Genomic DNA, 24,087 nt, shown 5'->3' with positions numbered 1-24,087 from the left:
AGGGCAGGTGTCCCGTTCACTCCGCCGATCGGAACGGGAACCGGACCGTGATCGCCGTGCCGTGCGGCTCGGCCGGCCCGATCGCGTACTCCCCGCTCAGCTCGGCCGTCCGTTCCCGCATCGAGCTCAGGCCGACCCCGTTGCCGTTGCCCTCCGGGCCGGAGATGCCGATGCCGTCGTCCACGATCTCCAGGAGCAGGCCGGTGTCCAGCCGGCGGACGGTGACCCGGCACTTCCGCGCCTCCGCGTGCCGGACGACGTTGGTGAGCGCCTCGGCCACGATCCGGTAGACCGCCACCTCGACCGCGGCCGGCAACTCGTCCAGGTCGCCGTCGGTGGTGAGGTCGACCGCGAAGTCGGGCCCGGCGAACCGCCGGCACTCGGCGCGCAGCGACTCGGTCAGGCCGCGGTCGAGCACCGGCGGCCGCAGCTCGTCGACCAGCCGGCGCAGCTCGGATCGGCACTCGTGCAGGTCGTCCACCAGCGTGGTCAGTATCGGGGCGACCCGCGGCGGCGCGTTCTCGAGCAGGTTGCGGGCGGCGTGCACCTGCATGGACATCCCGGTCAGGGCCGGGCCGAGCCCGTCGTGCAGTTCCCGGCGCAACCGGCGGCGTTCCTCCTCGCGGGCCAGCACCAGCCGCTCGCGCGAGCTCTGCAGGTCGAGGGCCATCCGGGTCGCCTCGGCGGCCACCGCGGCGTGCAGCGCCACGTCCTGGAACAGCTTGCGTTCGCGCCGGGAGAAGTGGGCGCCGGGGCTGCGGCGGCCGACGACGAGCCGGCCGAGCCGCTCGTTGTGGGCGACCATGTCGAAGGACTCCACGGCCGCGGTGGGCCGGCCGTCCTCCGCGTACAGGATCGGCCCGTCCGGCGTCTCCAGCTCGACGGCCACGTACGGCACCTGCAACGACCGGGTGATCGTGGTGGTCAGCTTGGGCAGCACGGCGCCCGGGTCGACGGTCTGGCCGAGCAGCTCGCCGAGCCGGCCGATCACCTGGTACGGATCATCCCGCTCGCCGTAGATCAGTTGGTTGACGACGCGCTGCACCCGCTGATGGAGCGGATGGATGCCGACCGCGACCAGCCCGGTCGCCGCCAGCGCGGCCTGGGACTCACCGAGCACGGTGTCCCGAAGCAGCATCACGACCCCGACGAAGGTGGCCACCACCAGCAGCGTCATCAGCAGCCAGATGGTCAGCCGGTTGATGATGGTGTCGAGCTCGTACAGGTGGTATCGCAGCACGGCGACACACATGCCGAGCGGCAGCGCGAGCACCACGAGCAGCCAGGCGCCGTTCACGCTCAGCGTGTCCAGGACGAGCCCGACGACCAGCAGCAGGCCGGCCGGCAGCAGGCACGCCAGCTGCATCCGGGTGTCGCCCCGGGCCCGGCGCCAACGGACGGCGAGCGCGGCGATCACACCGACCGCGCCGGCCAGGCCGATGAGGACCGACGCCTTGAGCAGGTTGGCGAACAGCCGCCCCCGTGGCGTCAGCTCGACGGCCTCGGTGAGCAGGGTGCGCGGATGGTCGGTGGCGATCATCACCAGCCCGGCGGTGCCGAGCACGACCATCACGATCAGCAGCACGGCGACCGGGAGCCACCGGCGGGACGGCAACCGCCCGTCCGGGAAGACGAGCAGGGCGAGCAGGATCAGCCCGAACACCGGGAAGTACGACCACTTGCTCAGCCAGGACGCCGGCAGCCACCCGGTCCAGCTGACCGAGATGGCGGCCACGAACCCGGTGATGCCGGCCGCCACCATCAGCCGGCCCATCGGGTGTCCGGGGACACTGATCAGGACGAATCCGCCGAGTACCGAGAACGAGATGGCGACGGCGGCGGTCAGGGCCACCGGCCCGCCGGGGGCGTCGTCCGGCGTGAGTAGTTGCCCGATGACGATCAGGGCGGATGCGGCGACCGCCAGGGCGGCGAAGCCGGCCCGCCGCGGCGACCACAGACCCGCGGGGGCCGTGACCATGGTCTCTCCTCGGCTTGTGATCAGAGGTGGTACATGATGCGGTGGAGCCAGCTGCCGTGCGGGGTGGGTCCGTTGAAGAGCTTCTTGCCGTCGCTCTCGTCGACCAGTTCCGAGCCCTGGCCGAAGAGTTCCCCGAACGTGCGCTGGCGCAGGGCGACGATCGAGGCGATCACCGCGGCCGGGTTCTGCACGAGCGCCGGGTCCGCGTTGATCCGGTCGATGGCGCGGTCCATGACGGTGTGCAGCCGCACCAGAACGGCGCCGGTGTCCGGCGCGCCGACCCGGACGAGTTCGGGAAGCTGCGCGTTGGTACCGAACTTGAGGTTCAGCGCGAAGCCCTGGTCGTCGAAGAACAGGATGCTCTGCGATGAGCTCAGGTCCTTCAGCCGGGACTCGGCCGACACCATGTGGCCCACGCTGCGGTACGCGTGCACCTTGGTGTTGTCGGACATGATGGTGATGATCGTCGAGGCCGGCGCCACGGCGCCGGTTGAGGGGTTCGTAACCACGATCACTCCTCTGGCTCAGACGGTTGTCCTTCGTTCGCTGCTCATCGTGGCGGTCCGAGTGTCCCGAGCGCCCGGGACAGATGTCCCGGCTCGGGGCCGGAGTCGGGTTCCTGTCATCACTTGAGGCCCAGCCGCTGCGCCAGCAGGGCCGCCTGGACGCGGTCGTGCACGCCGATCTTCACGAAGATCGCGGAGAGCTGATTGCGTACGGTCTTCTGGCTGACGCCCAGCCGCCGCCCGATGTCCGCCGTCGTCCCCGACGCGGCCAGCATCGTCAGGATCTCGATCTCGCGGGTGGTCAGCGAGTCGAGCGGCGGCGGCAGCCCGGCCGGCCCGCTGCGGGTTCCGGCGCGGACCCGCACCCCGGCGTGCGGTCCGATCACGACACTGCCGGACGCGACCGCCCGCAACGAGTTGAGGAAGTCGGCCGGATCGAGGTCTTTGAGGACGAAGCCGTGCGCCCCGGCCTCCATCGCCCGCGCGACCAGGTCGACGTCGTTGTCCATGGTCATCACCAGCACGGCCGCCTCGGGCAGCGCGCGCACGATCCGCCGGGTCGCCTCCACGCCGTCGCCGTCCGGCAGCCGGACATCCATGATCACCAGATGGACGCGGCGGGTGACGGCCTCCTTGATGGCCTCGGCGACCGAGCGGGCCTCGGTGATCTCTTCGATCCAGGGCTCACTCTCGAGCAGCATGCGCAGCCCGTGCAGGACGATCGGATGGTCGTCCACGATCAACACGCGCTGTCCGGTCTTCACCGGACCCCACACCTCTGCCGCCGTCGTGCCATGCGTGCCCTCCGCTGCCCCGTGGATCTATCAGCATCCGGCCCGGCGCTGTCATCCGCCAGCAAATAACGCTGTCGAGTTACGGACTTCGCGTATTCCGGTGCCACGCCGTGTTCAGAAACCGGCCACGAACTTCCCTGACGGATCACCGGGAGGCGGCCGCCGGCAGCGAGACGATCATCGTGAGGCCGCCGCCAGGCGTCTCCTCGGGGATCAGCGTGCCGCCCATCGCCTCGATCAGGCCCCGGGACAGGGCGAGGCCCAGGCCGACGCCGGTGTGGTTGTCGCGGTCGCCGAGGCGCTGGAAGGGCAGGAAGACGTCGTCCCAGCGGTCGGCCGGGATGCCGGGGCCGTGGTCGATGACGCGGATCTCGACGTGGGCGCCCAGGGTGCTGGCGGTGATCACCGGCGGGCGGTCCGGCGGGCTGTGCCGCAGGGCGTTGGCGGTCAGGTTGACGACGACGCGTTCCAGCAGGCCGGGGTCGGTGTGCAGGAGCGGCAGGTCGTCGGGGAGGTGCAGCCGTACGCCGCGGCCGGGCTCGCCCAGGTCGTCGAGCGCGCGCGGGAGGATCTCCTCGGCGCCGGCGTCGAGCGCGGCGATCCCGAGCGCCCCGGCCTGCAGGCGGCTCATGTCGAGCAGGTTGCTGACCAGGCGGATCAGGCGGTCGAGGGATTCGTCGGCGGTGGCCAGCAGCTCGGCGCGGTCGTCGTCGCCGAAGTGCACGTCGTCGCTGCGCAGGCTGGCGATCGCGGCCTTGGCCGAGGCCAGCGGCGTACGCAGATCGTGGCTGACCGCGGCCAGCAGGGCCGTGCGCATCCGGTCGGCCTCGGCGAGCGGTCTCGCGGCGGCGGCCTCGGCGGTCAGCCGTTCCTGCCGCAGCGCGAGCGTGGCCTGGGCGGCGAACGCCTCCACGATGCGCCGGTCGCCGGCCGGCAGCGGACGCCCCTTGAGCAGCATCACCACGCGGTCGTCGACCCGTACCGTGGCGTCCGCGTCGCCGGGGTCGCAGGCCGGCCCGCCCACCGAGGCGACCGGCGTCCCGCCGTCCAGCAGCATGACCGTCTCCAGCGTGAACGTCTCGCGCAGCCGCTCCAGCAGGGCGATCAGCGGCCGCTCGCCGCGCAGCACCCCGCCGGCCACGGTGGCCAGCGTCTGCGCGTCGGCGCCGGCCTGCGCCGCCTGCCGGGTCTTGCGCGCGGCGGTGTCGACCACCCAGCTCACCGCGATCGCCACCACCACGAAGATCAGCAGCGCCGCGAGGTTCTCGCCCCGGGCGATGGTGAACCGGCCGAGCGGCGGCGTGAAGAAGTAGTTGAGCAGCAGCGACCCGGCCACCGCGGCCAGCAGCGCCGGCCACAGGCCGCCGATCAGCGCGACCCCGACGACGGCGGCCAGGAACAGCTGGATGTCGAGGGTCAAGGACAGGCTGGGGTACGCGTGCAGCAGCGCGGTCAGCGCCGGTAGGCCGGCCAGCACCGTGGCGAACCCGGCGATCCGCCGGCGGCAGGACAGAGCGGAGGGGGTACGCCGGGCGCGCCGCCCCTGTCCGGCACGCTCGTGGGGCACGAGGTGGACGTCGATGCTGCCGGACAGCGCGGTGGTGGTGACGCCCACGCCGGCCGCGAAGATCTGCGCGAGCCGGCCCCGGCTCGACGCTCCCAGCACGATCTGGGTGGCGTTGACGGCGCGGGCGAAGTCGAGCAGCGCCCGCGGCACGTCCGCCCCGGACACCTGGTGGTAGGAACCGCCGAGGCTCTCCACCAGCACCCGCTGCCGGGCCAGTTCGACGGGGTCGGCGCCGGCCAGCCCGTCGTCCCGGCTGATGTGCACGGCCATCAGGTCGGCGCCGGAGTTGCGCGCGGCGATGCGGGCCGCGCGGCGGATCAGTGTGGCGCCTTCCGGCCCGCCGGTGAGGGCGACGACGACCCGTTCCCGGGTCTCCCAGGTGGCGTCGATCCGGTGGTCGGCCCGGTACCGGCCGAGCTGGTCCTCGACCTGGCCGGCCAGCCACAGCAGCGCCAGCTCGCGCAGCGCGGTCAGGTTCCCGGCCCGGAAGTAGTTGCCCAGCGCGGCGTCGACCTTCTCGGGCCGGTAGATGTTGCCGTGCGCCATCCGCCGCCGCAGCGCCTCCGGCGTCATGTCGATCAGCTCGACCTGTTCGGCCGCCCGGACCATCGCGTCGGGCACGGTCTCCCGCTGCTCGACACCGGTGATCCGGGCCACCACGTCGTTGAGCGACTCCAGATGTTGCACGTTGACCGTGGTCAGCACCGAGATCCCGGCGTCGAGCAGCGCCCGGACATCCTGCCAGCGCTTGGCGTTGCGGGCGCCCGGGATGTTGGTGTGCGCGAGCTCGTCGACCACGGCGACCTCGGGCCGGCGGGCGAGCACCGCGTCGACGTCCATCTCGGTGAACGCCGCGCCCCGGTAGGTCACCGCGAGCCGCGGCAGCACCGGAAGGTCGCCGATCATGGCTTCGGTGTGCTTGCGGCCGTGCGTCTCGACGAACGCGACCACCACGTCGGTGCCGCGCTCGGCGCGCCGGTGGGCCTCTTCCAACATGGTGTACGTCTTGCCGACGCCCGGGGCGGCGCCCAGGAAGATCCGCAGCTCTCCGCGGGCCATGGTGGCTACCCGCGGTCGAGCGCGAGGTTGAGTTCGAGCACGTTGACCGCCCGGCCGTGGGTGTTCTCCTCGATCAGTTCGCGCACCCGGGCCACGTCCATGGCCCGTTCCCGGGCGACCCGGGGCGCCTGCAGCGCGGCGTACGCGGGGCTGATGTCGGGGTCGAGGCCGCTGCCGCTGGCCGTCACCGCGTCGGCGGGCACCACCGGGTCGGCGGGAGCGTCGCCCCGGATCGGGGTGATCACGCCGCCCTGTGCCACGTAGTCCTCGCCGTCCTTGGCCGGCTCGACCGGCACGCCGTCGTAGGTGGCGACGAACGGCGTACCCGTCTGATCGACCGACACGACCCGGGTGACCGGCCCGGTGAACCCGTCCCGGCGGAACACGGCCAGGACGGCTCCGACGCCGTCGGCCGTGCAGAACGGCCGGCTCCCGTCGACGCCCTCCAGCTCGCCGATCGCTCGGCTGCGGGCGCAGACGTCGTTGAGCAGGTCCAGGCTCTCCGGGCCCAGATTGCTCGCGGCGGTCGCGGTCGGGTCGTAGCCGTTGTCGCCGGCCGCCGAGGGACGGCTCTGGAAGTAGCGCGGGACCGGCGTGCCGTCCGCGTCGGTGAAGGACTGGCCGATCAGCCTGCTGCCGTGCGCCACCAGCGAGCCGTCGGCTTGGTCGCGAAGTCCCGGCAGCTGCCCGACCGCGACCATCACGAGCGGGTAGGCCAGGCCGAGCAGGACGGTGAAGACGAGCAGCGCACGCAGCGCGGCGAGGTGCTGGGCGAGCCAGCCGGGGAGTCGCATGTCAGATCCCTGGGATGAACTGGATGAGCAGGTCGATGAGCTTGATGCCGAGGAACGGGGCGATGACGCCGCCCAGGCCGTAGACGAGCAGGTTGCGTCTCAGCAATGAGGTGGCGCTGGACGGCGTGTACCGCACCCCGCGCAGGGCGAGCGGGATCAGCGCCACGATGACGAGGGCGTTGAAGATGACCGCGGACAGGATCGCCGAGCCCGGCGAGTGCAGCCGCATGATGTTGAGCGCGTCCAGCCCCGGATAGACCGCGGCGAACATGGCCGGGATGATCGCGAAGTACTTGGCGATGTCGTTGGTGATCGAGAACGTGGTCAGCGCGCCCCGGGTGATCAGCAGCTGCTTGCCGATCTCGACGATCTCGATCAGTTTGGTCGGGTCGGAGTCGAGGTCGACCATGTTGCCGGCCTCCTTGGCGGCCGACGTGCCGGTGTTCATCGCCACGCCGACGTCGGCCTGGGCCAGCGCGGGCGCGTCGTTGGTGCCGTCGCCGGTCATCGCGACCAGCCGGCCGCCCTCCTGCTCCCTACGGATGTAGGCGAGCTTGTCCTCGGGCGTCGCCTCGGCCAGCACGTCGTCCACGCCGGCCTCGTCCGCGATCGCCTTGGCCGTACGCGGATTGTCACCAGTGATCATCACGGTCCGGATGCCCATCCGCCGCATCTCGTCGAACCGCTCCCGCATGCCCGGCTTCACCACGTCCTTGAGGTGGATCACCCCGAGGATCCGGCCCTCGTCGGCGACCACCAGCGGGGTGCCACCACCGGCGCTGATCCGGTCGACGATCTCGGCGACCTGATCGGAGGAGACGCCGGACCAGGTGATGACGGCCGCCGCCGCTCCCTTCCGGATCTTCCGGTCGCCGATGTCCACCCCGCTCATCCGGGTCTGGGCCGAGAACGGCACGAACGTCGCCCCGGCGATCAGCCCGGCCTCCCGCTCCCGTAGCCCGAACCCGTTCTTGGCGAGGACCACGACCGATCGCCCTTCCGGCGTCTCGTCGGCCAGGCTGGCGAGTTGCGCGGCCTCGGCGAGGGTCGCGGCCGAGACCCCGTCGACGGGTACGAACTCAGCCGCCTGCCGGTTGCCCAAGGTGATCGTGCCGGTCTTGTCGAGCAGCAGCGTGTTCACGTCGCCGGCGGCCTCCACCGCCCGTCCGCTCATGGCGAGGACGTTGCGTTGCACGAGGCGGTCCATGCCGGCGATGCCGATCGCCGAGAGCAGCGCCCCGATCGTGGTCGGGATCAGGCAGACGATCAGCGACACCAGCACGATGCCGGTGACCCCGTTGCCGTCGATCGCCGCGGTGTCCGGCGCCGCCGCCTGCCAGGCCTTGGCGAAGATCGCCAAAGGTTGCAGGGTGACGACCGAGAGCAGGAAGATCAGTGTGAGTGCGGCGAGCAGGATGTTCAGCGCGATCTCGTTCGGTGTCTTCTGCCGGTTGGCCCCCTCGACCAGGGCGATCATCCGGTCGACGAAGCTCTCCCCCGGCTTCTGGGTGATCCGGACGACGATCCGGTCGGAGAGCACCCTGGTGCCGCCGGTGACCGCGGACCGGTCGCCGCCGGACTCCCGGATGACCGGCGCCGACTCGCCGGTGATGGCCGACTCGTCCACGCTGGCGATGCCCTCGATGACGTCGCCGTCACCGGGGATGATCTGGCCGGCCTCGACCACCACCACGTCGCCCCGCTTCAGCTCGGGCGCCGGGATGACGCGCCCGTCCCGCAGGTGGGCCATCGTGTCCTTCTTGGCCTGTCGCAGCGCCGCCGCCTGGGCCTTGCCGCGCCCCTCGGCCACCGCTTCGGCCACGTTGGCGAACACCACGGTCAGCCACAGCCACCCGGTGATCGCCCAGGCCAGGACGCTCGGGTCGACGATCGCCAGCACCGTGGTGAACAGCGCGCCGGCCTCGACGATGAGCATCACCGGGTTGTGCCACAGCGTGCGCGGGTCGAGCTTGACCAGCGCCGACGGCACCGAGATCCAGAGCTGCCGGGGGTCGAGCAGCCCGCCGCCGACCCGCCTCTTCGCGGGCGCGGCCGGTTGAGTTCGAGGTTTGTCGAGAACTGGCGTGGTCATGATCGGCGCTCCGCAACATTGTCAAACGTGTTTCCGCGCTCACGCTCGCCGCCACCTCCCCACCCAGGCACTGGGTGGGCCGGAAAGTAGCCGCGCGGTGTGTCGTCCGGTCAGTTCTGTCCACAGGGGCAGGTCTATCCACAGGGTGATCACGACAGCCCCTCCGCGAGCGGCCCGAGGGCGAGCGCGGGCAGGAAGGTCAGCGCCACCAGCACCACGGTCACCCCGACGACCATCCCGACGAACAGCGGCTGGTGGGTCGGCAGCGTGCCTTCGGAGACGGGCACCGGCCGCTGCCGGGCCAGCGAGCCGGCCAGCGCGAGCACGAGCACGATCGGCAGGAAGCGGCCGAGCAGCATGGCCAGGCCGAGCGCGGTGTCCCACCACGGCGTGTTGACCGTGATGCCGCCGAACGCCGAGCCGTTGTTGTTGGCGGCGCTGGTGAAGGCGTAGAGCACCTCGGACAGCCCGTGCGGGCCGGTGTTGAGGGCGGCCGTGTTGTTGCCGGTGGCGAAGGCGGCGGCCGTGCCGATCAGCACCAGCGCGGGGGTGACCAGGAAGTACAGCGACGCCAGCTTGATCTCCCGGGCGCCGATCTTCTTGCCCAGGTATTCGGGGGTGCGGCCGACCATCAGGCCGGCCACGAACACCGTGATGATCGCCAGGATGAGCAGGCCGTACAGGCCGGAGCCGACACCGCCGGGCGCGACCTCGCCGAGCATCATGTTGACCATCGGCAGCATGCCGCCGAACGCGGTGTACGAGTCGTGGAACGAGTTGACCGCCCCGGTCGAGGTGAGCGTGGTCGTCGCCGCGAAGACCGCTGAGCCGGGTACGCCGAACCGGACGTCCTTGCCCTCCATGGCCGTGCCGGCCGCCTGTGGCACCGTACCCCCGCCGTGGGTCTCGAAGCCGACCGTCAGGGCGACGCTGGCCAGGGCGAGCACCGACATCACGGCGACGATCGCGTAGCCCTGCCGGAGCTGGCCGGCCATCCGGCCGAACACCCGCGGCAGGCTGAACGGGATGACCAGGAGGAGGAAGATCTGGAGCCAGTTCGTCCAGGTCGTCGGGTTCTCGAACGGGTGCGCGGAGTTGGTGTTGTAGAAGCCGCCGCCGTTGGTGCCGAGCAGCTTGACCGCCTCCTGCGAGGCGATCGGCCCGCCGGTGACGTGCTGGGTGGCGCCGGTCAGCGTGGTCACGTCGGTGCCGCCGGAGAGGTTCTGCACGACCCCGCCGGCGATGAAGACGACCGCGGCGACGGCGCAGACCGGCAGCAGCACCCGCAGCGTGATGCGGACCAGGTCGACCCAGAAGTTGCCGAGGCCGGTGCGGGCGCCGGCGAACCCGCGGACGAACGCGACCGCGACCGCGATGCCGACACCGGCCGAGAGGAAGTTCTGCACGGCCAGGCCGGCCATCTGGACCAGGTGGCCCATCGTCGACTCGCCGGCGTACGCCTGCCAGTTGGTGTTGCTGACGAAGCTGACCGCGGTGTTCCAGGCGATGTGGGTGTCGACCGCGGGCAGGCCCAGGGACAGCCACAGCCGGTCCTGGACGCGCAGGAACAGGTAGAGGAACAGGATCGAGACGGCGGAGAAGGCGAGCGCGCTGCGGGCGTACACACCCCAGCTCTGCTCCGCGGCCGGGTTGACGCCCACCAGGCGGTGGATGACGCGCTCGGCCCCGCTGCTCCGTGTGCCGGTGACGACCCGGTACAGGTAGTCGCCGAACGGCCGGTGGACCGCCACGAGGGCAGCCACCAGGGTGCCGACGAGGATCCAGCCGGCCATCAGAACTTCTCCGGGAAGAGCAGGGCGGCCACCATGAGCGCGGCGAGCAGGACGGCCACGATCAGGCCGGCGAGGTTGACGGCGCTCACCAGCGCTCGACCGCCCGGACCAGCACGGTGAGCACGACGAACGCGACCACCGTGAGCACGACGAACCCGAGATCAGCCACGGGACGACTCCTTGACGAGGGGGTGGTGCTTGCTTCGCGAGAAGCACAGCGCGCCCGGGGCCCCCTCGTCATCGGCGTTCACGCGACCCCTACGCGACCCGCCCGTTTCTTGACGCGTTCTTAGCGCCGCGGCCCGGTCAGGCGATCTTGCGCCGGTAGACCGCCATGGCGAACACGTAGGCCAGGACCAGGAGGCCGGCGCACCAGGCCAGGGCGGTCCAGATGTCGTCGCCGACCGGTTGCTGGTCGAGCAGGGCCCGGAGCGCGTTGACGATCGAGGTGACCGGCTGGTTCTCGGCGAACGCCCGCACCGGGCCGGGCATCGTCGCGGTCGGGACGAAGGCCGAGCTGACGAACGGCAGGAAGATGAGCGGGTACGCGAAGGCCGACGCGCCGTCGGGGGTGGAAGCGGTCAGCCCCGGGATCACCGCCGCCCAGGTCAGCGCCAGTGTGAACAGCAGCAGGATCCCGGCCACGGCGAGCCAGGACAGCACCCCGGCCGACGAGCGGAAGCCGATCACCAGCCCGGCCAGGACGATGATCGCCACCGAGATCGTGTTGGACACCATCGAGGTCAGCACGTGGCCCCACAGCACCGAGGACCGCGTGATCGGCATCGAGTGGAACCGTTCGAGGATGCCCGACTTCATGTCGTTGAAGAGCCGGAACGCGGTGTACGAGATGCCGCTGACGATCGCCATCAGCAGGATGCCGGGCATCAGGTAGTTGGTGTAGTTGCCGCCGCCGGCCTGGATCGCGCCGCCGAGCACATAGCGGAACAGCAGCAGGAAGGCGATCGGCATGATCGTGACCGTGATGATGGTGTCCATGCTGCGGGTGATGTGCTTCATCGACCGGCCGAGCATGACTCTGACGTCGGTCATCGCTGCCCCACGATCGCCAGGAAGATCTCCTCCAGGGCCGGCTGCCGCTCGACGTACTCCACCTTCGCCGGTGGTAGCAGCTCGCGCAGCTCGGCCAGCGTGCCGGACACGATGATCGTGCCCCGGTGCAGGATCGCGATCCGGTCGGCCAGCTTCTCCGCCTCGTCCAGATATTGGGTGGTGAGCAGCACTGTGGTGCCGCGGTCGGCGAGCTTCTTGATCACCTGCCAGACCTCGATGCGGGCCTCCGGATCGAGTCCGGTGGTCGGCTCGTCGAGGAAGATGACCGCCGGGTCGCCGATCAGGCTCATGGCGATGTCGAGCCGGCGGCGCATGCCACCGGAGTAGGTCGCCACCCGGCGGCCCGCCGCCTCGGCCAGCCCGAACCGTTCGAGCAGGTCGTCGGCCACCTTGCGCGGGTCGTCGACGCGCCGGAGCCGGCCGATCATGACCAGGTTCTCGCGGCCGGTGAGGATCTCGTCGACCGCCGCGAACTGCCCGGTCAGGCTGATCGACTCGCGCACCCGCTCGGGCTGGGACACGACGTCGTACCCGTTGACGGTCGCCGTGCCCTCGTCCGGCTTGAGCAGGGTGGCGAGGATCCGCACGATCGTGGTCTTGCCGGCGCCGTTCGAGCCGAGCAGCGCGAAGATGCTGCCCCGCGCCACCTCGAAGTCGACGCCCGTGAGCACCGGCAGGTCTTTGTACGACTTGTGCAATCCGCCGACCCGGATCGCGGCATCCGGGCTCATTCGCAGTACACCTGCACCTTGGCCGTCGGGTCGTTGACGTCGACGGTGACCTCGTCGAGCTGGTCGATGAGCTCCTCGAGCTGTTGCGGCTTGAGCTGGGTGAGGTCGATCGGCACGCCCGACTTGCTCAGCTCCAGGTTGGCCTTGGTGAGCGCCTGCGGCGGGATCAGGCTGGTGAGCCGGACCCCGGCCCGCAGCAACTGGAGCGGGACCCGGACGTTGATCCGGCTGGGCCCGTCACTGCCCGGCTCCTCGGCGTGGACCAGCACGCGCAGGTACTTCGGCCGGTTGCCCTTGGCCGGGACCACATCGGGCGGCGGTGGGGCTGGGCGCTCCAGCTCGATGGCGTCGATGAGCCGCTCGGCCTCGTCCGCGGTGATCTTGCCCTCGGCCAGCATCTCGAGGATCTGACGGTGCTGCTCGTTCATGGTTGCTCCTTCTGAGGCTGAGGCCTCATCTGACGCTTGGTCTCATCTGACGCTTGGTCTCATCTGACGCTTGGTCTCATCTGACGCTTAGGTCTCATCTGATGCTGAGGTAGACGGGTGTCTGGCCGTCGTCGATGTCGATCCGGGTGCCAGGCAGCGCCCACAGCACCCGGCCGAGGCCGAGCAGGGCGGCCGCCGGGTTGATCCGGAAGATCACGCAGGCGACCAGCCCGGCCAGCAGGGCGAGCACCAGCAGCGGGGACAGCAGCAGCACGACCAGGGGTAGCGGGACGAACCACCGGCGGCGGCGGCCGGCCCGGACGATCATCAGCAGGGGGATCACCGGGAGCCCTTCAACGCGTCGAGCGCCTCCTGGACGGTGATCTCGCCGCGCTGCAGACGGTCGACGACGTCGGCGCCGGGCGGCTCCGGTTCCGGCGCCGGCTCGGCGAGCTCGACGGCGAAGCTGAGGTTCTCGGAGATGCGGTTGAGCCGGGCCTTGATCGTCGGGTAGCTCACCCCGAAGAGCCGCTCCATCTCCTTGATCGAGCCGTGCGCCCGGACGAACGCGGCGACGAAGACCTGATCGTCGACGCCGAGCTGGGCCAGCTGCGGCGGCTCGAACTGCCCCTCGATCGCGACGCCGCTGCCGGCGAGCCGGACCCGCTCGACGATGAACGGCTGCCCCTGGGTCAGATCCGTCAGTTCCTGCCAATCCACGCCGGCTCCTCAACTCTGTGGCGACGCTGTGCAGGTTCATTTGTAGCTTGATAAATTCAAGCCGTCAACGCTCGCAGATTAACTTTCTCAAGTTCGACTTTAATGAAGCGAAGACAGCCGGGTGGCGGCGAGCGGTCCGCGTCCCACCCGTCCGGCTGTTCGTTGATCCGTTTCGGCTCGTGGCTCGTATCACCACCCGGTCGGGCGTGTCGTCGCCCGGGTGGCCAGGAGGTTGGTATGCACGGCGGAGTTCAGACGTTCTCGTGGGGTCGGCTGTGGTGGGCCGCGCTCGCGGCGGTCGTCCTGCTCCTGATCGAGCCGGGTCCGCGGGCCGCGCTGGCCGAGCCCGGCGTCCCGGTGCCCCCCGGTGAGCTCCAGGAGTCCCGCAACGAGGGATCGCTGTCGGCGGCCGACCGTGACCTGGTGGTCAAGGTGCGCCTGGCCGGGCTGTGGGAGATCCCGGCCGGCGAGATGGCCGAGGAGAAGTCGAAGAACCCGCGGATCAAGAAGATCGGCCGGGACATCGCCGACCAGCACATCCAGCTCGACAAGTTCGCCCGGGCCGCGGCCAAGAAGCTGAAGATCACCCTGCCCAACAAGCCCAACGCGGACCAGCAGGGCTGGCTCCGCGAGATGCGCGACTCCGAGGTCGGCAAGCCGTTCGACCAGATCTACATCGACCGGCTCCGGGCCGCGCACGGCAAGATCTTCCCGGCCATCGCGACCGTGCGTACGAGCACGCGCAACGAAGCCGTACGCAAGCTGGCCCAACAGGCGAACCAGTTCGTGATGACGCACCTGACGCTGCTGGAGAGCAGCGAACTGGTCGACTACGAGGCGCTGCCCCCGGCGCCCGACCCGGCGGCCGCGGCGCCGGTCCAGAAGCCGGTGTCACAGACCCAGCGGTCGCCGATCACCCTGCCGCTCGTGGTGGGCGTGGTGGGCGGCATCCTGGCGATCGGCTTCTTCCTGATCCGGCGGGACCTGCAATCCCGCCGGCCGTCCTATCGATCCCGGCGTCAGTACTACTACAACCGATAGGCGATCCCCGACAGGCGCCGGGCCAGCACCCGTGGCATCGGTGTCGCGAGCCCGGCCAGCGTCAGCGCGGCGTTGCGCATCGGGCGCCGCCAGGACGGCATGGTGGCCAGCCGGGTGAGGCGGTCGGCGGTACGGATGACATCGGCCGCCACCGGCCGGCGGGTCTCCTCGTAGCGCCCGATGGCGTCCGGTGTGGCCAGCGCCTCGGCCAGGGCCACGGCGTCCTGGATGCCGGTGTTCATGCCCTGTCCCCCGGCCGGGCTGTGCACGTGTGCCGCGTCGCCGGCCAGCAGGAACGGTCCCTCCCGGTAGTGGGAGGCGATGCGATGGTGCACCCGGAACCGCGATCCCCAGACCAGGTCCTCGACGACAGCCCGGCGCCGGCTGGGCCCGCGAGCGTCGAGCAGGGACTGGACGTCGCCGACGGAGGGATGTTCGGGCGCCCGGTCGACCGTGGCGACCACTCGGTGGACGCCGCCCGGCAGCGGCGCGAGGACCAGCATGCCGGCCGGTGCGAAGTAGAGGATGACCTCGTCGGCCGGCGTGTCAGTGCTGGTCCTGACGTCGGCGCTGATCCTCACGTCGGCCAGGATGAACGACTCCTCGTACGCGGCGCCGGTGAACGGGATGCCCGCGGCCTCGCGGACCTTGCTGTGCATGCCGTCCGCGCCCACCACCCACCGGGCGGTGATCCGGCTGCCGTCCTCCAGCACCGCCGCCGCGGTGTCGCCCTCGCGGGTCAGGCCGGTGACCCGGCGCGGTCGCTCGACCTCGCCGCCCAGTTCCTTCAGACGATGGAGCAGCACGGCCTCGGTCGTCGCCTGAGAGACCATCAGCGTGTACGGGTACGGCGTGGGCAGGCCGGTGAAGTCGATGGTCATCAGGACGCGGTCGCGGTCGCGCACCGAGAACCGGGCGGCCGGGTTGCCGAGGTCGATGAGCGGTTCGGCGACGCCGAGCGGGGCGAGCACCTCCAGGGTGCGGGCGTGCACGACGGCCGCCCGGGACGTGTTGGCACCCTCAGCGAGCCCGTCGACGATCCGGTAGTTGATGCCTTGGGTGGCGAGGGCGACGGCCAGGGTGAGGCCGGTCGGGCCGGCCCCCACGATCAGGACGTCGGTGTCGGTCTGCGGCATGACTTTCCTTCCTGGGCTGCGAGAGACGTACGGATTGCGGTGGCGAGAAGGACGATCAGCGCGACGGAACCGAAGTGGTCGCGGACACCGGGCAGGCGACCGCGAAGGCGACCGGCACCAGGACAACCGGGACGAGGGCGGTCCAGGCGACCGCGGCGAACGGCACCGTGCCCACGATGATCCCGGCCACGAGCGCGGCGCGGCGGCGCGCGGCCCAGGCGATCGCGACGAGCACCAGGCCGCCCGCGACGCCGAGGACCCGGACCAGGGGCGATGCGTTCGCCGCCCGGAGAAGTTGGCAGACGCCGAGCGCGCTGAGCAGCACCTGCCACCGGGCCCGGGACACCGCCCCGGCCATTTCCCGCCACCTCTCGTCCGTCTCCGATGTCGAGGCAGAGCTTCCGGGCACTCCGGGTGACCCCGCACCACCCCGGGGGTAGGTGCACCCGGGGTGCCGGTGACACACTCGGCTGACGATCACCACGTCGGGGGAAGGTCATGACCTCGGATCGCCTCACCGGGCCGCTGCTCGCGGTCAAGCACGCGGTGCCGCCGATGCGTCCCGGCGCGGTCGACCGGCCCCGGCTCGACCTTCACCTTCGCGCCGCCTCGACCCGGCTCACCCTTGTCGCGGCGCCGGCCGGCTGGGGCAAGACCAGCCTGCTGAGCCGGTGGGCGGCCGACCCCGGGCCGGACGTGGCCGTGGCCTGGGTGTCGCTCGACGAGGGCGACGACGAGCCGGTGCGGTTCTGGCGGTACGTGCTGACCGCGCTGCACGCGGCCGGTGCGATCGGTCCGGCCGCCCTCGAAGCGGTGGTCGCGCCGGGCACGGACCCTGTCGACCTCGCCCTGCCGATGCTGCTCAACGAGCTGGCGGAGTCCTCCGCCCGGCACGTTCTGGTGCTGGACGACTATCACGTGCTCACCGACACCCGGATCCACGAGGGACTCGAGTTCCTGCTCGGTTATCTGCCCCCGGCGCTGCGGCTGGTCGTCGCCGGACGGGCCGATCCGCCGCTCCCCCTGGCCCGGCTCCGGGCTCGCGGGGAGCTGACCGAGGTGCGGGCCGACGACCTGCGGTTCACCCCGGCCGAGGCGGCCGACCTGGTCACCGCGGTGTCCGGCGGCCCGCCCGGCGACCTCACGGCGGAGTCGGCCTGGCGCCGGACCGAGGGCTGGGCGGCCGGCCTGCAACTGGTGGGGCTGGCCCTGCGCAAGGGCGTCGCGGCCGGCGACCGGCACGTCCTGGACTACCTGGCGTCCGAGGTCCTGCCCTCCCTCGACCCGGATCAACGCGACCTGCTCGTGGCGACCGCGCCGCTGGAGCGGCTCTCCGGCGTCCTGTGTGACGCGGCCCTGTGCACCACCGGCTCAGCCCGGATCCTCGACTCGCTGCACCGGGCCGACCTCTTCGTCACCGCGCTGGACGCCGGCCACGAGTGGTATCGGTGTCACCCCTGCTGCGGGATGCGTTGATGCGCGAGGCACCGTTCTCACCTGGCGCGAACCAGCTCTCGCCTGGCGTGTCCCAGCGCTCACCGGGCGCAGACCAGCTCTCGCCGGGTGCAGACCAGCTCTCGCAAGGCCGGAACGAGGTCGTCGCCCGCGCGGCCGCGTGGTTCGCCGGCCAGGGCCGGTTCGAGGAGGCGGCGCCGGGTCTGCTCGACGCGTGGGCTCAGCGCGACACCGCCGTCTGGCCGGTGATGCTGACCTTGCAGATCGGCGGCCTGCTCGGCCTCACGCTGCTGGAGCTCGGCCGCGACGAGGACGTCGAGCGGCTGCTGCGTCAGGGCCTTCCGCTCGCCGACGCGGCGGAACGGGAGTGGGGCGCCGGCGCGATCCCGGCCGTTGCCGGGCTGCGCATCGTGCAGGGCCGGCTGGCGTACCGTCGCGGCGCCGTCAACGAGGCCCGTAACCTGCTCGAACTGGCGACCCGGAACGCCGACGCGGACGGCCGGCACCTGTCCGTGATCGCCGCGCTCGTCTTCCTGGCCGACGCCGAACTCGCCCTCGGCCACGGCGCCGCGGCCCGGGCCGCCCTCGCCCGGGCGCGCGAGTTCGTGGACGACAACCAGCCGGTCATGCCGGTGGCCGCGGCCTGGCTGGAACGGGCCGAGCAGCGGATCGGCCGCACCTCGGTGCGGGACGCCACCCAGGCCGGCCGGTTGTTCGAGCCGCTGACCGACCGGGAGCTGTCGATCCTGCGAGTGCTGCCCGGTTCGGCGTCACAGCGGGAGATCGCGGCGGCGCTGTACCTGTCGATCAACACCGTCAAGGCGTACACCAAGAGCCTCTATCGCAAGCTTGGCGTGAGCGCCCGGGCCGACGCGGTCGCGGCCGCCCGCCGCCTCGGCCTGATCTGACGGCACCCGGGGTAGACCTGGCCGCCGGGTGGTGCGCCGACAGCGACGCGTGGGACACGCTGCTGGGGTGAATACCCGTTGCCGTGTCACCGTGGCCGGCTCCCTCGCCGCGGGCATCCTCGCCACCCTGGAGTCCCGCTTCGAGGTCGAGTCGGCCGAACCGCGGGCCGACGGGATCGAGGTGGTCGTGTCCCGGGTGGACCAGGCCACCCAGCGGGCGCTGCTCACCTACCTCTGGGACACGGGCCACACGATCCGCTCCCTCGGCAACTGCTGAGGCACATCCGGACCCGCCCGCGTGACACCGGTGTCAACGGCCAGCTGCGTCCGGGCCCCTCTTCAAGACACCGGTGTCAACGGCGGGTGGCGTGTGGGTCCGCCCGTGTGGCACCGGTGTCAGCGGCCGGTGGCGCCGTCGATATGCTCGCGCAGGATGTCGGCGTGGCCGGCGTGCCGCCCGGTCTCCTCGATCAGATGGACCAGCACCCACCGCATCGACGGCGCGCCATCGCCGCGGGCCGGCGCCGTCAGATCCGTACACCGCTCGACGATCTTGTTCGCCTCCTCGATCGCCTCCTGGTAGGCGGCCAGCAGACCCTCGACCGTCTCCGTGCGGGTGGGGCGGAACGTGCGGCGCAGGTTGCTGATCGGCTCGCCGAGGAAGTAGAGACGCTCGACCGCGGTCACATGCTTGATCAACCCCAGAAGATTGGTTCCCGAGGGTACGCCCGCGGCGCGCACCTCCGGCTCCGGCACCTCGGCCACCTTGGCGGCGATCGCGTCCCGCAGGTAGTTCAGAAAGCCGAGCAGGGTCGACTTCTCGTCGGCCGCGGTCGCCGGCGGCCCGGTGTCCTTCGTGCGTGCCATCGGTCTGCTCCTTCACTGAGCGCCCTTCGCCAAGCGCCCTTCACCGAACGTCCTTGGCCGGGCGTCCTTCACCGAGCGGATGATCAGGACGTTGTCGACGACGGTCGCGGTTCGACCGCCGGGGCCGGTGGCCTCGCGGCGGGGCGTGTCCGCGCGCACCACCGGCCATGTCGCGGGGTCGAGGCCGAGCTCGGCGGCGACCTCGTCGGGCGTCGGGAAGTGGGTGTCCGGGTCCTGGTTCCACGACCAGGGCGCGATGGAGCCGTGGTCGACGATCAGGAGCAGCCCGCCCGGGCGGAGAGCGTGTGCGGCCGTGCGCAGGATGGGGGCGCGATCCAGTTCCAGCGGTGTCTGGAAGTACTGCGCCGAGACGAGGTCGAACTCCCCCGCCGGGAAGCTGTCGGCCAGATCGTGCCGCTCGGTCATGACCCGGTCGGCGAGGCCGAGACCGGCGGCGTGCGCCCGCACCCCCTCGACGGCCCGGCCGGACACGTCGACACCGGTGACATGCCAGCCGTGCCGGGCCAGCCAGATCGTGTCGCCGCCGGTGCCGCAGCCCAGATCCAGCGCGGCGCCGGGCGCCAGCGGCCCGGCCGTCTCCACGAGAAGTGGGTTGGCGCGGCCGCCCCAGCCCGCTCGGCCGCGATAGTGCCGGTCCCAGAATGTTTCCGCCATGCCCACAGCATCAGTCGCGACGTTTCCCTGTTGCAAGATTTGTTGCGGATCCGCACGATGACTTCATGAGCGACGATGTGCTGGCCGGGGTCGGGCCGCGCCTGCGGGCCCTGCGGAAGGCCCGCGGCGCGACGCTGGCCGGCCTGGCAACCGAGACCGGGCTGACCGCGAGCACCCTCTCCCGCCTGGAGAACGGGCGGCTGCGGCCCACCCTCGAGCAGTTGCTGCCCCTCGCCCGAGCGCACGGGGTGCCGCTGGACGACCTGGTCGCCGCGCCGCCGACCGGCGACCCGCGGGTGCATCTGCGCCCGGTCAAGCGCTCCGGCTTCACGGTCGTCCCGCTGACCCGGCGCCCCGGCGGCGTGCAGGCGTACAAGGTGATCTACCCACCCGCCGGCCGCTCCCGCACGACGAAGTTGCGGACCCACGAGGGGTACGAGTGGTTCTACGTCCTCAACGGGCACGTCCGGTTCGTGCTCGGCGACCAGGTGTACGAACTCGGCCCCGGCGAGGCGGCGGAATTCGACACCCGTACCCCGCACGCCATCGGCAGCACCGGCGCCCAACCGGCCGAGCTGCTCACCCTCTTCGGCCCGCAGGGCGAACGCGCCCACCTCGCGCCCGCCGTCTCACGACCCTGACCTGACCTGACCTGACCGGCCCGCGATCCTGACCTGACCACCCGCTCCGCAGAGATGATCTTGCGATTTGGCCGGCGCACCGCCGCCGCCCCCGCCCTCAATGGGTGGGCGAGGAATGTACCTCCCGGGTCTGATCGATCGAGAAGTTGTCCACAGGCACCGTGGTCTGTGGATTTCGCGCGGCCGGCCGGACGACAGCCAGCACGAGCACACCGCCGAGCAGCGCGGCCACGCCGCTGCCGAGGAAAATCAGGTCCAGCCCGTCGGCGAAGGCCCGATGCGCCGCCTCATTCAACTGCGGCGCGTGGGCGAGGATCGACTGCGCCGCGCCCCGGGACAGCCCCGCAGCGGTCGCGTGAGCGTCGGTGACGGTGGCGTGCAGGCTGTCTTCGAGACGACCGGAGAAGAGGGTGCCGAGAACCGCGATGCCCAGCGCCATACCGAGCTGGCGGAAGGTGTTCACCGCGGCGCCGGCCATCCCGGCGCGCTCATGCGGGACCGCGGCGAGCGTCGCCGAGACCAGGACCGGCATCGCCAGGCCCACGCCGACGCCGGCCACGGCCAGGCCGGGCACCAGCGCGCCCCAGCCCGAGCCGGGCCCCACCAGGGTCATCAGCAGCGCGCCGGCGCCGATGAACAGCAGCCCCACGCCGACCGGCATCCGCGGTGAGATGCCGTGGAGCAGCCGGCCCACCGCCGCCGAGACCACGAACGAGGCCACACACAGCGGAAGCACGACCAGGCCGGCGTCGACGGGGCCGAGCCCGAGCAGCGACTGCAACCAGACGGACACGTACGCGAGCGGGCCGAACGCCGCGCCCTGCAGGACCACCGCGGCGATCATCAGCGCCGTGAACGAGGCGCTGCGGAACAGCCGGAGGTCGAGCAGCGGGTGGGCCTGCTTCCTTTCCACCGCAACGAATCCGAGCAGCGCGACCGCGGCGATCGCCAGGCCGCTCACGGTTCGCGGGCCGGACCAGCCGTGTTCGCCGCCGGCGATGAGCGCGTAGGTCAGCGCCGCCGCGGCCACGGTGAACGCCGCGCCGCCGGCCCAGTCGACCCGGCCGGCCGGGTTCCTGGTCTCCGGCACCACCTTCCACGTCAGGACGACGGTCACCACCGCGACCGGGATGTTCACCAGGAAGATGGCCCGCCAGTTGACGCCCTCGGTGAGCAGGCCGCCGAGGATCGGTCCGGCGGCGGCCGATGCGCCGCTGACGGCGCCCCAGACGCCGAACGCCGTACCCCGGTCGCGGCCGGTGTAGCTGCTCTGCAGCAGCGCGGTGGTGGCGGCGAACATGGCCGCCGCCCCGATTCCCTGCACCAGGCGGGCGGCGACCAGGGCTTCGGGGCTCGGCGCCAGCCCGCAGGCGAGGGACGCCAGGGCGAAGAGCGCGACCCCGCCGACGTACGCGGCCCGGCGGCCGTAGCGGTCGGCGCACGCCCCCGCGACCAGCAGCAGCGCGGCGAGCGCGAGGGAGTAGCCGTCGATCACCCATTGCAGGGCGGTGAACGACGTGTCGAGGGCCAGCGCCATCGACGGGAGCGCGACGTTCACGATGGTGACGTCGACGAGGAGCATGAAGGTGCCGAGCGACACCGCGACGAGCGGAGACCATTTCCGCATGGCAGACCACCTTTCGAGATCGGACCTGCCGATGGTCGGGCTCGGCGGCGGCCTGCGTCAGCCTGCCCGGCTCGAGGTGGCGGAAACCGACGAGAGAGTACGTTGATACGGTGGCTTTCGACTCCCTGGAGCGTCTCGACCAGCAGATCCTCGCCGCCCTCCAGGTCGACGGGCGGGCTCAGTTCCGCCGGATCGCCGAGGTGCTGGGCACCTCCGACCAGACCGTCGCACGGCGTTATCGGCGGCTGCGGTCGACCGGCCAGGCCCGCGTCCTCGGGCTGACCGACCTGTCCCGGCTGGGCGAGACCCAGTGGTTCATCCGGGCCCGCACGACCCCCGACGCGGCGGTCGCCATCGGCGAGGGGCTGAGCCGGCGGCCGGACACCACCTGGGTCTACCTGACGTCGGGCGGCACCGAGATCGTCTGCTCCACGAGCACCCGCGACCTGCGGGACAGCAACACGTTGCTGCAACGGCTCCCCCGCTCGCAGCGCATCGTCGACGTCAGCGCCCACGCCCGGCTGCATGTGTTCTTCGGCCTCGCGTCGAGCCCGCTGCTCAAGGCGGGTCTGCTCACCGACGAACAGATGCGGGCGCTCGCACCGCCGGCCGCCGGACCCGGTCCGGCCGGGCCGGTCTCGCTCGACGACCTCGACCGTGCGCTGCTGCGGTTGCTCGCCGAGGACGGGCGGCACCCGGTCGAGTGGCTGGCCGACCGGGCCAAGGCGCCGGCGACGACGGTCCGCCGCCGCATCGAGGCGTTGCGCGCTGACGGGGTCCTGTATCTCGACGTCGACATCGACCAGCGCCCGGGCGCGGGCACCGTCCCGACGCTGATGTGGCTCACCGTGACACCGGCCGCGGTGGCCGAGGTGGGTGCGGCCCTCGCGGCTCAACCCGAGGTGGCGTACGCCGCGGCGACCACCGGCCGCACCAACATCTTCGTCAGCCTCCGCTCGGGCGACGCCGGCGAGCTCTACCGCTACCTGACCGGCCCGGTCGCCGACCTGCCCGGCGTGACGGCCATCGAAACCGCACCGGTGATCCGCAACTTCAAGGGCGCGGGTTAGTTGGTGGAGCCGCGGACGACCAGCTCGCCCGGCACGCGTTCCCAGCCGGAGTGGGGTTTGCCGCCGATGGCGTCGAGGAGGCGCTCGGCGGCCATCCGGCCGATCCGGGTGAGTGAGGTGTCGATGGTGGTCAGGGTGGGCCGGGCGCCGGTGGCGATCACCTCCCAGTTGTCCGTACCGATGATGGCGACCTGCTCCGGCACCGACCGGCCCAGCTCCCGCAGACCGTCGAGCGCGCCTCGCGCGATGAGGTCGCTGCCGCAGTAGATCGCGTCGACGTCGGGGTGGGAGCGCGTCACCATCTGGGCGGCCTGGCGGCCCCACACCTCGGTCCAGTTGCCGTAGTACGTCTGGCCGGTCTGCTCGTGGCCGGCCGCGGCGAGTGACGTCCGCAGGCCCCGCGCCCGCAGCCGGGCCGCGTCGAAGTGTTCCGGGCCGGTGATGTGCGCGACGCGGGTGCGGCCCATCCGCAGGAAGTGTTCGGCGGCGAGCACCCCGAGCTTCTCGTCGTCGACCACGATCGAGCAGTCGGCCGGGTCGGACGACGGGCTGAGCGCGTAGACGACCGGGAAGCCGGCCTCGACCGGGAGCGGGTCGCGGACGTTGGAGCTGCGGCCGGTGACGATGAACCCGTCGACCCGGCGGCCCATCAGCACGTCGATGTAGTGCTGCTCGCGGATCGGGTCGTCGCGGCTGTCGCAGAGGAAGACCGAGATGCGGCCGCCGGCCAGGGCGTCCTCGGCGCCGAGCATGACCGGCACGCTGAACCGCTCGAAACTGTCGGTGGTCAGCACGCCGACCGTGAAGCTGCGCCGCTCGAACACGCTGCGGGCCAGGTCGTTGGGCCGGAAGTCGATCTCCTCGGCGGCGGCCAGGATGCGGGCGCGGGTCTCGCGTGCGATCTGGCCGGTGCCGTTGAGCGCCTTCGACACGGTGCCCGGCGAGACCCCGGCGCGCTTGGCGACGTCGCGGATCGTCGCACGCTTCTCCATCTTCGCCTCCGCGTTCCGTCATGTTTCCGGAAACAGTAGCGCCGAGTTCACTAGAACGCTGGAACTTAACGCGGAAACATGTTGCGGAAACAGTTTCCGGCGGGCCACGGTGTTACCAAACGGTTTCCGACTCATCAAG

At 71.6% G+C, this 24,087-nt stretch carries 25 protein-coding genes; 6 read left to right on the top strand and 19 right to left on the bottom strand.

The annotated features are described in order from the left end of the window. Positions 1–16: 16 nt before the first annotated feature. From AB0M54_RS06915 to AB0M54_RS06855, 13 genes are all read right to left on the bottom strand, one after another. Entirely contained in the window at positions 17–1,978 is a 1,962-nt protein-coding gene (locus AB0M54_RS06915; protein WP_364469626.1) for a sensor histidine kinase, read from the bottom strand. 20 nt (positions 1,979–1,998) lie between these two features. Further along, on the bottom strand, positions 1,999–2,487 hold the full coding sequence (locus AB0M54_RS06910) for a hypothetical protein (protein ID WP_364320382.1): 489 nt from the start codon (positions 2,485–2,487) through the stop codon (positions 1,999–2,001). Between the two features lie 116 nt (positions 2,488–2,603). Beyond that, positions 2,604–3,248, bottom strand: coding sequence for a response regulator transcription factor (locus AB0M54_RS06905; protein ID WP_364320380.1), 645 nt, complete (start codon positions 3,246–3,248; stop codon positions 2,604–2,606). 175 nt (positions 3,249–3,423) lie between these two features. Continuing rightward, on the bottom strand, positions 3,424–5,904 hold the full coding sequence (locus tag AB0M54_RS06900; RefSeq protein ID WP_364320378.1) for a DUF4118 domain-containing protein: 2,481 nt from the start codon (positions 5,902–5,904) through the stop codon (positions 3,424–3,426). Positions 5,905–5,909: 5 nt separating this feature from the next. Then, positions 5,910–6,698, bottom strand: a complete 789-nt coding sequence (locus tag AB0M54_RS06895) for a potassium-transporting ATPase subunit C (protein ID WP_364469624.1) — start codon at positions 6,696–6,698, stop codon at positions 5,910–5,912. A 1-nt stretch (position 6,699) separates the two neighbouring features. After that, positions 6,700–8,790 (bottom strand): potassium-transporting ATPase subunit KdpB, encoded by a 2,091-nt coding sequence (kdpB, locus tag AB0M54_RS06890; RefSeq protein ID WP_364469622.1) that lies wholly within the window; start codon positions 8,788–8,790, stop codon positions 6,700–6,702. Between the two features lie 149 nt (positions 8,791–8,939). Beyond that, complete coding sequence (gene kdpA, locus AB0M54_RS06885) at positions 8,940–10,583, bottom strand: potassium-transporting ATPase subunit KdpA (RefSeq protein ID WP_364469620.1); 1,644 nt, start codon at positions 10,581–10,583, stop codon at positions 8,940–8,942. Further along, positions 10,583–10,672: a K(+)-transporting ATPase subunit F gene (locus AB0M54_RS06880; RefSeq protein WP_364469618.1), complete on the bottom strand. Its 90-nt coding sequence runs from the start codon at positions 10,670–10,672 to the stop codon at positions 10,583–10,585. The genes kdpA and AB0M54_RS06880 overlap by 1 nt, the downstream gene beginning before the upstream one ends. 217 nt (positions 10,673–10,889) lie before the next feature. Then, positions 10,890–11,636, bottom strand: a complete 747-nt coding sequence (locus AB0M54_RS06875; protein WP_364469616.1) for an ABC transporter permease — start codon at positions 11,634–11,636, stop codon at positions 10,890–10,892. Continuing rightward, positions 11,633–12,388 carry an ATP-binding cassette domain-containing protein gene (locus AB0M54_RS06870; protein ID WP_364469614.1) on the bottom strand — a complete coding sequence of 252 codons (756 nt, stop codon included), beginning with the start codon at positions 12,386–12,388 and terminating at the stop codon, positions 11,633–11,635. The genes AB0M54_RS06875 and AB0M54_RS06870 overlap by 4 nt, the downstream gene beginning before the upstream one ends. Then, positions 12,385–12,816 (bottom strand): hypothetical protein, encoded by a 432-nt coding sequence (locus AB0M54_RS06865; RefSeq protein WP_364320367.1) that lies wholly within the window; start codon positions 12,814–12,816, stop codon positions 12,385–12,387. The genes AB0M54_RS06870 and AB0M54_RS06865 overlap by 4 nt, the downstream gene beginning before the upstream one ends. A 94-nt stretch (positions 12,817–12,910) precedes the next feature. Next, positions 12,911–13,159, bottom strand: a complete 249-nt coding sequence (locus AB0M54_RS06860; protein ID WP_364320365.1) for a hypothetical protein — start codon at positions 13,157–13,159, stop codon at positions 12,911–12,913. Continuing rightward, positions 13,156–13,536, bottom strand: a complete 381-nt coding sequence (locus AB0M54_RS06855) for a DUF2089 domain-containing protein (protein WP_364469612.1) — start codon at positions 13,534–13,536, stop codon at positions 13,156–13,158. Before AB0M54_RS06855 ends, AB0M54_RS06860 begins: the two co-directional genes overlap by 4 nt. A gap of 237 nt (positions 13,537–13,773) precedes the next feature. Here AB0M54_RS06855 and AB0M54_RS06850 point away from each other — a divergent pair, with 237 nt between their 5' ends. After that, positions 13,774–14,577 (top strand): DUF4142 domain-containing protein, encoded by an 804-nt coding sequence (locus AB0M54_RS06850; RefSeq protein WP_364320361.1) that lies wholly within the window; start codon positions 13,774–13,776, stop codon positions 14,575–14,577. Here the strand turns inward: AB0M54_RS06850 and AB0M54_RS06845 are convergent. Further along, positions 14,565–15,713, bottom strand: a complete 1,149-nt coding sequence (locus AB0M54_RS06845) for an FAD-dependent monooxygenase (protein WP_364469610.1) — start codon at positions 15,711–15,713, stop codon at positions 14,565–14,567. The two genes, AB0M54_RS06850 and AB0M54_RS06845, sit on opposite strands and share 13 nt — an antisense overlap. A gap of 55 nt (positions 15,714–15,768) precedes the next feature. Further along, complete coding sequence (locus AB0M54_RS06840; protein ID WP_364469608.1) at positions 15,769–16,071, bottom strand: hypothetical protein; 303 nt, start codon at positions 16,069–16,071, stop codon at positions 15,769–15,771. A gap of 140 nt (positions 16,072–16,211) precedes the next feature. Between AB0M54_RS06840 and AB0M54_RS06835 the strand changes: the two genes are divergently transcribed. The 3 genes from AB0M54_RS06835 to AB0M54_RS06825 all read left to right on the top strand — a co-directional run bounded on the left by AB0M54_RS06835 (position 16,212) and on the right by AB0M54_RS06825 (position 18,353). After that, positions 16,212–17,189: a hypothetical protein gene (locus AB0M54_RS06835; protein ID WP_364469606.1), complete on the top strand. Its 978-nt coding sequence runs from the start codon at positions 16,212–16,214 to the stop codon at positions 17,187–17,189. After that, positions 17,189–18,076 carry a helix-turn-helix transcriptional regulator gene (locus AB0M54_RS06830; protein ID WP_364469604.1) on the top strand — a complete coding sequence of 296 codons (888 nt, stop codon included), beginning with the start codon at positions 17,189–17,191 and terminating at the stop codon, positions 18,074–18,076. Before AB0M54_RS06835 ends, AB0M54_RS06830 begins: the two co-directional genes overlap by 1 nt. A 91-nt stretch (positions 18,077–18,167) precedes the next feature. Then, complete coding sequence (locus AB0M54_RS06825) at positions 18,168–18,353, top strand: hypothetical protein (RefSeq protein WP_364469603.1); 186 nt, start codon at positions 18,168–18,170, stop codon at positions 18,351–18,353. 119 nt (positions 18,354–18,472) lie between these two features. Here AB0M54_RS06825 and AB0M54_RS06820 read toward each other — a convergent pair whose 3' ends face one another. Beyond that, positions 18,473–18,943 carry a DinB family protein gene (locus AB0M54_RS06820; protein WP_364469601.1) on the bottom strand — a complete coding sequence of 157 codons (471 nt, stop codon included), beginning with the start codon at positions 18,941–18,943 and terminating at the stop codon, positions 18,473–18,475. Between the two features lie 12 nt (positions 18,944–18,955). Continuing rightward, on the bottom strand, positions 18,956–19,618 hold the full coding sequence (locus tag AB0M54_RS06815; RefSeq protein WP_364469599.1) for a class I SAM-dependent methyltransferase: 663 nt from the start codon (positions 19,616–19,618) through the stop codon (positions 18,956–18,958). A gap of 65 nt (positions 19,619–19,683) precedes the next feature. Here AB0M54_RS06815 and AB0M54_RS06810 point away from each other — a divergent pair, with 65 nt between their 5' ends. After that, positions 19,684–20,259, top strand: coding sequence for an XRE family transcriptional regulator (locus AB0M54_RS06810; protein WP_364320347.1), 576 nt, complete (start codon positions 19,684–19,686; stop codon positions 20,257–20,259). 97 nt (positions 20,260–20,356) lie between these two features. On the opposite strand, the gene AB0M54_RS06805 is transcribed toward AB0M54_RS06810, so the two are convergent. Then, positions 20,357–21,886 carry a DHA2 family efflux MFS transporter permease subunit gene (locus AB0M54_RS06805; RefSeq protein WP_364469597.1) on the bottom strand — a complete coding sequence of 510 codons (1,530 nt, stop codon included), beginning with the start codon at positions 21,884–21,886 and terminating at the stop codon, positions 20,357–20,359. A gap of 110 nt (positions 21,887–21,996) precedes the next feature. On the opposite strand from AB0M54_RS06805, the gene AB0M54_RS06800 reads away from it, so the two are divergent. After that, positions 21,997–22,956: an AsnC family transcriptional regulator gene (locus AB0M54_RS06800; RefSeq protein ID WP_364320343.1), complete on the top strand. Its 960-nt coding sequence runs from the start codon at positions 21,997–21,999 to the stop codon at positions 22,954–22,956. Here AB0M54_RS06800 and AB0M54_RS06795 read toward each other — a convergent pair. Beyond that, positions 22,953–23,948, bottom strand: coding sequence for a LacI family DNA-binding transcriptional regulator (locus AB0M54_RS06795; protein WP_364320341.1), 996 nt, complete (start codon positions 23,946–23,948; stop codon positions 22,953–22,955). The two genes, AB0M54_RS06800 and AB0M54_RS06795, sit on opposite strands and share 4 nt — an antisense overlap. Positions 23,949–24,087 lie beyond the last annotated feature (139 nt).

The sequence above is a fragment of the Actinoplanes sp. NPDC051470 genome (assembly GCF_040682035.1).
Taxonomy (GTDB): Bacteria; Actinomycetota; Actinomycetes; order Mycobacteriales; family Micromonosporaceae; genus Actinoplanes.
The sequence above is the reverse complement of the archived record's forward strand: the minus strand, read 5'-3'. Positions and strand labels throughout refer to the sequence as shown.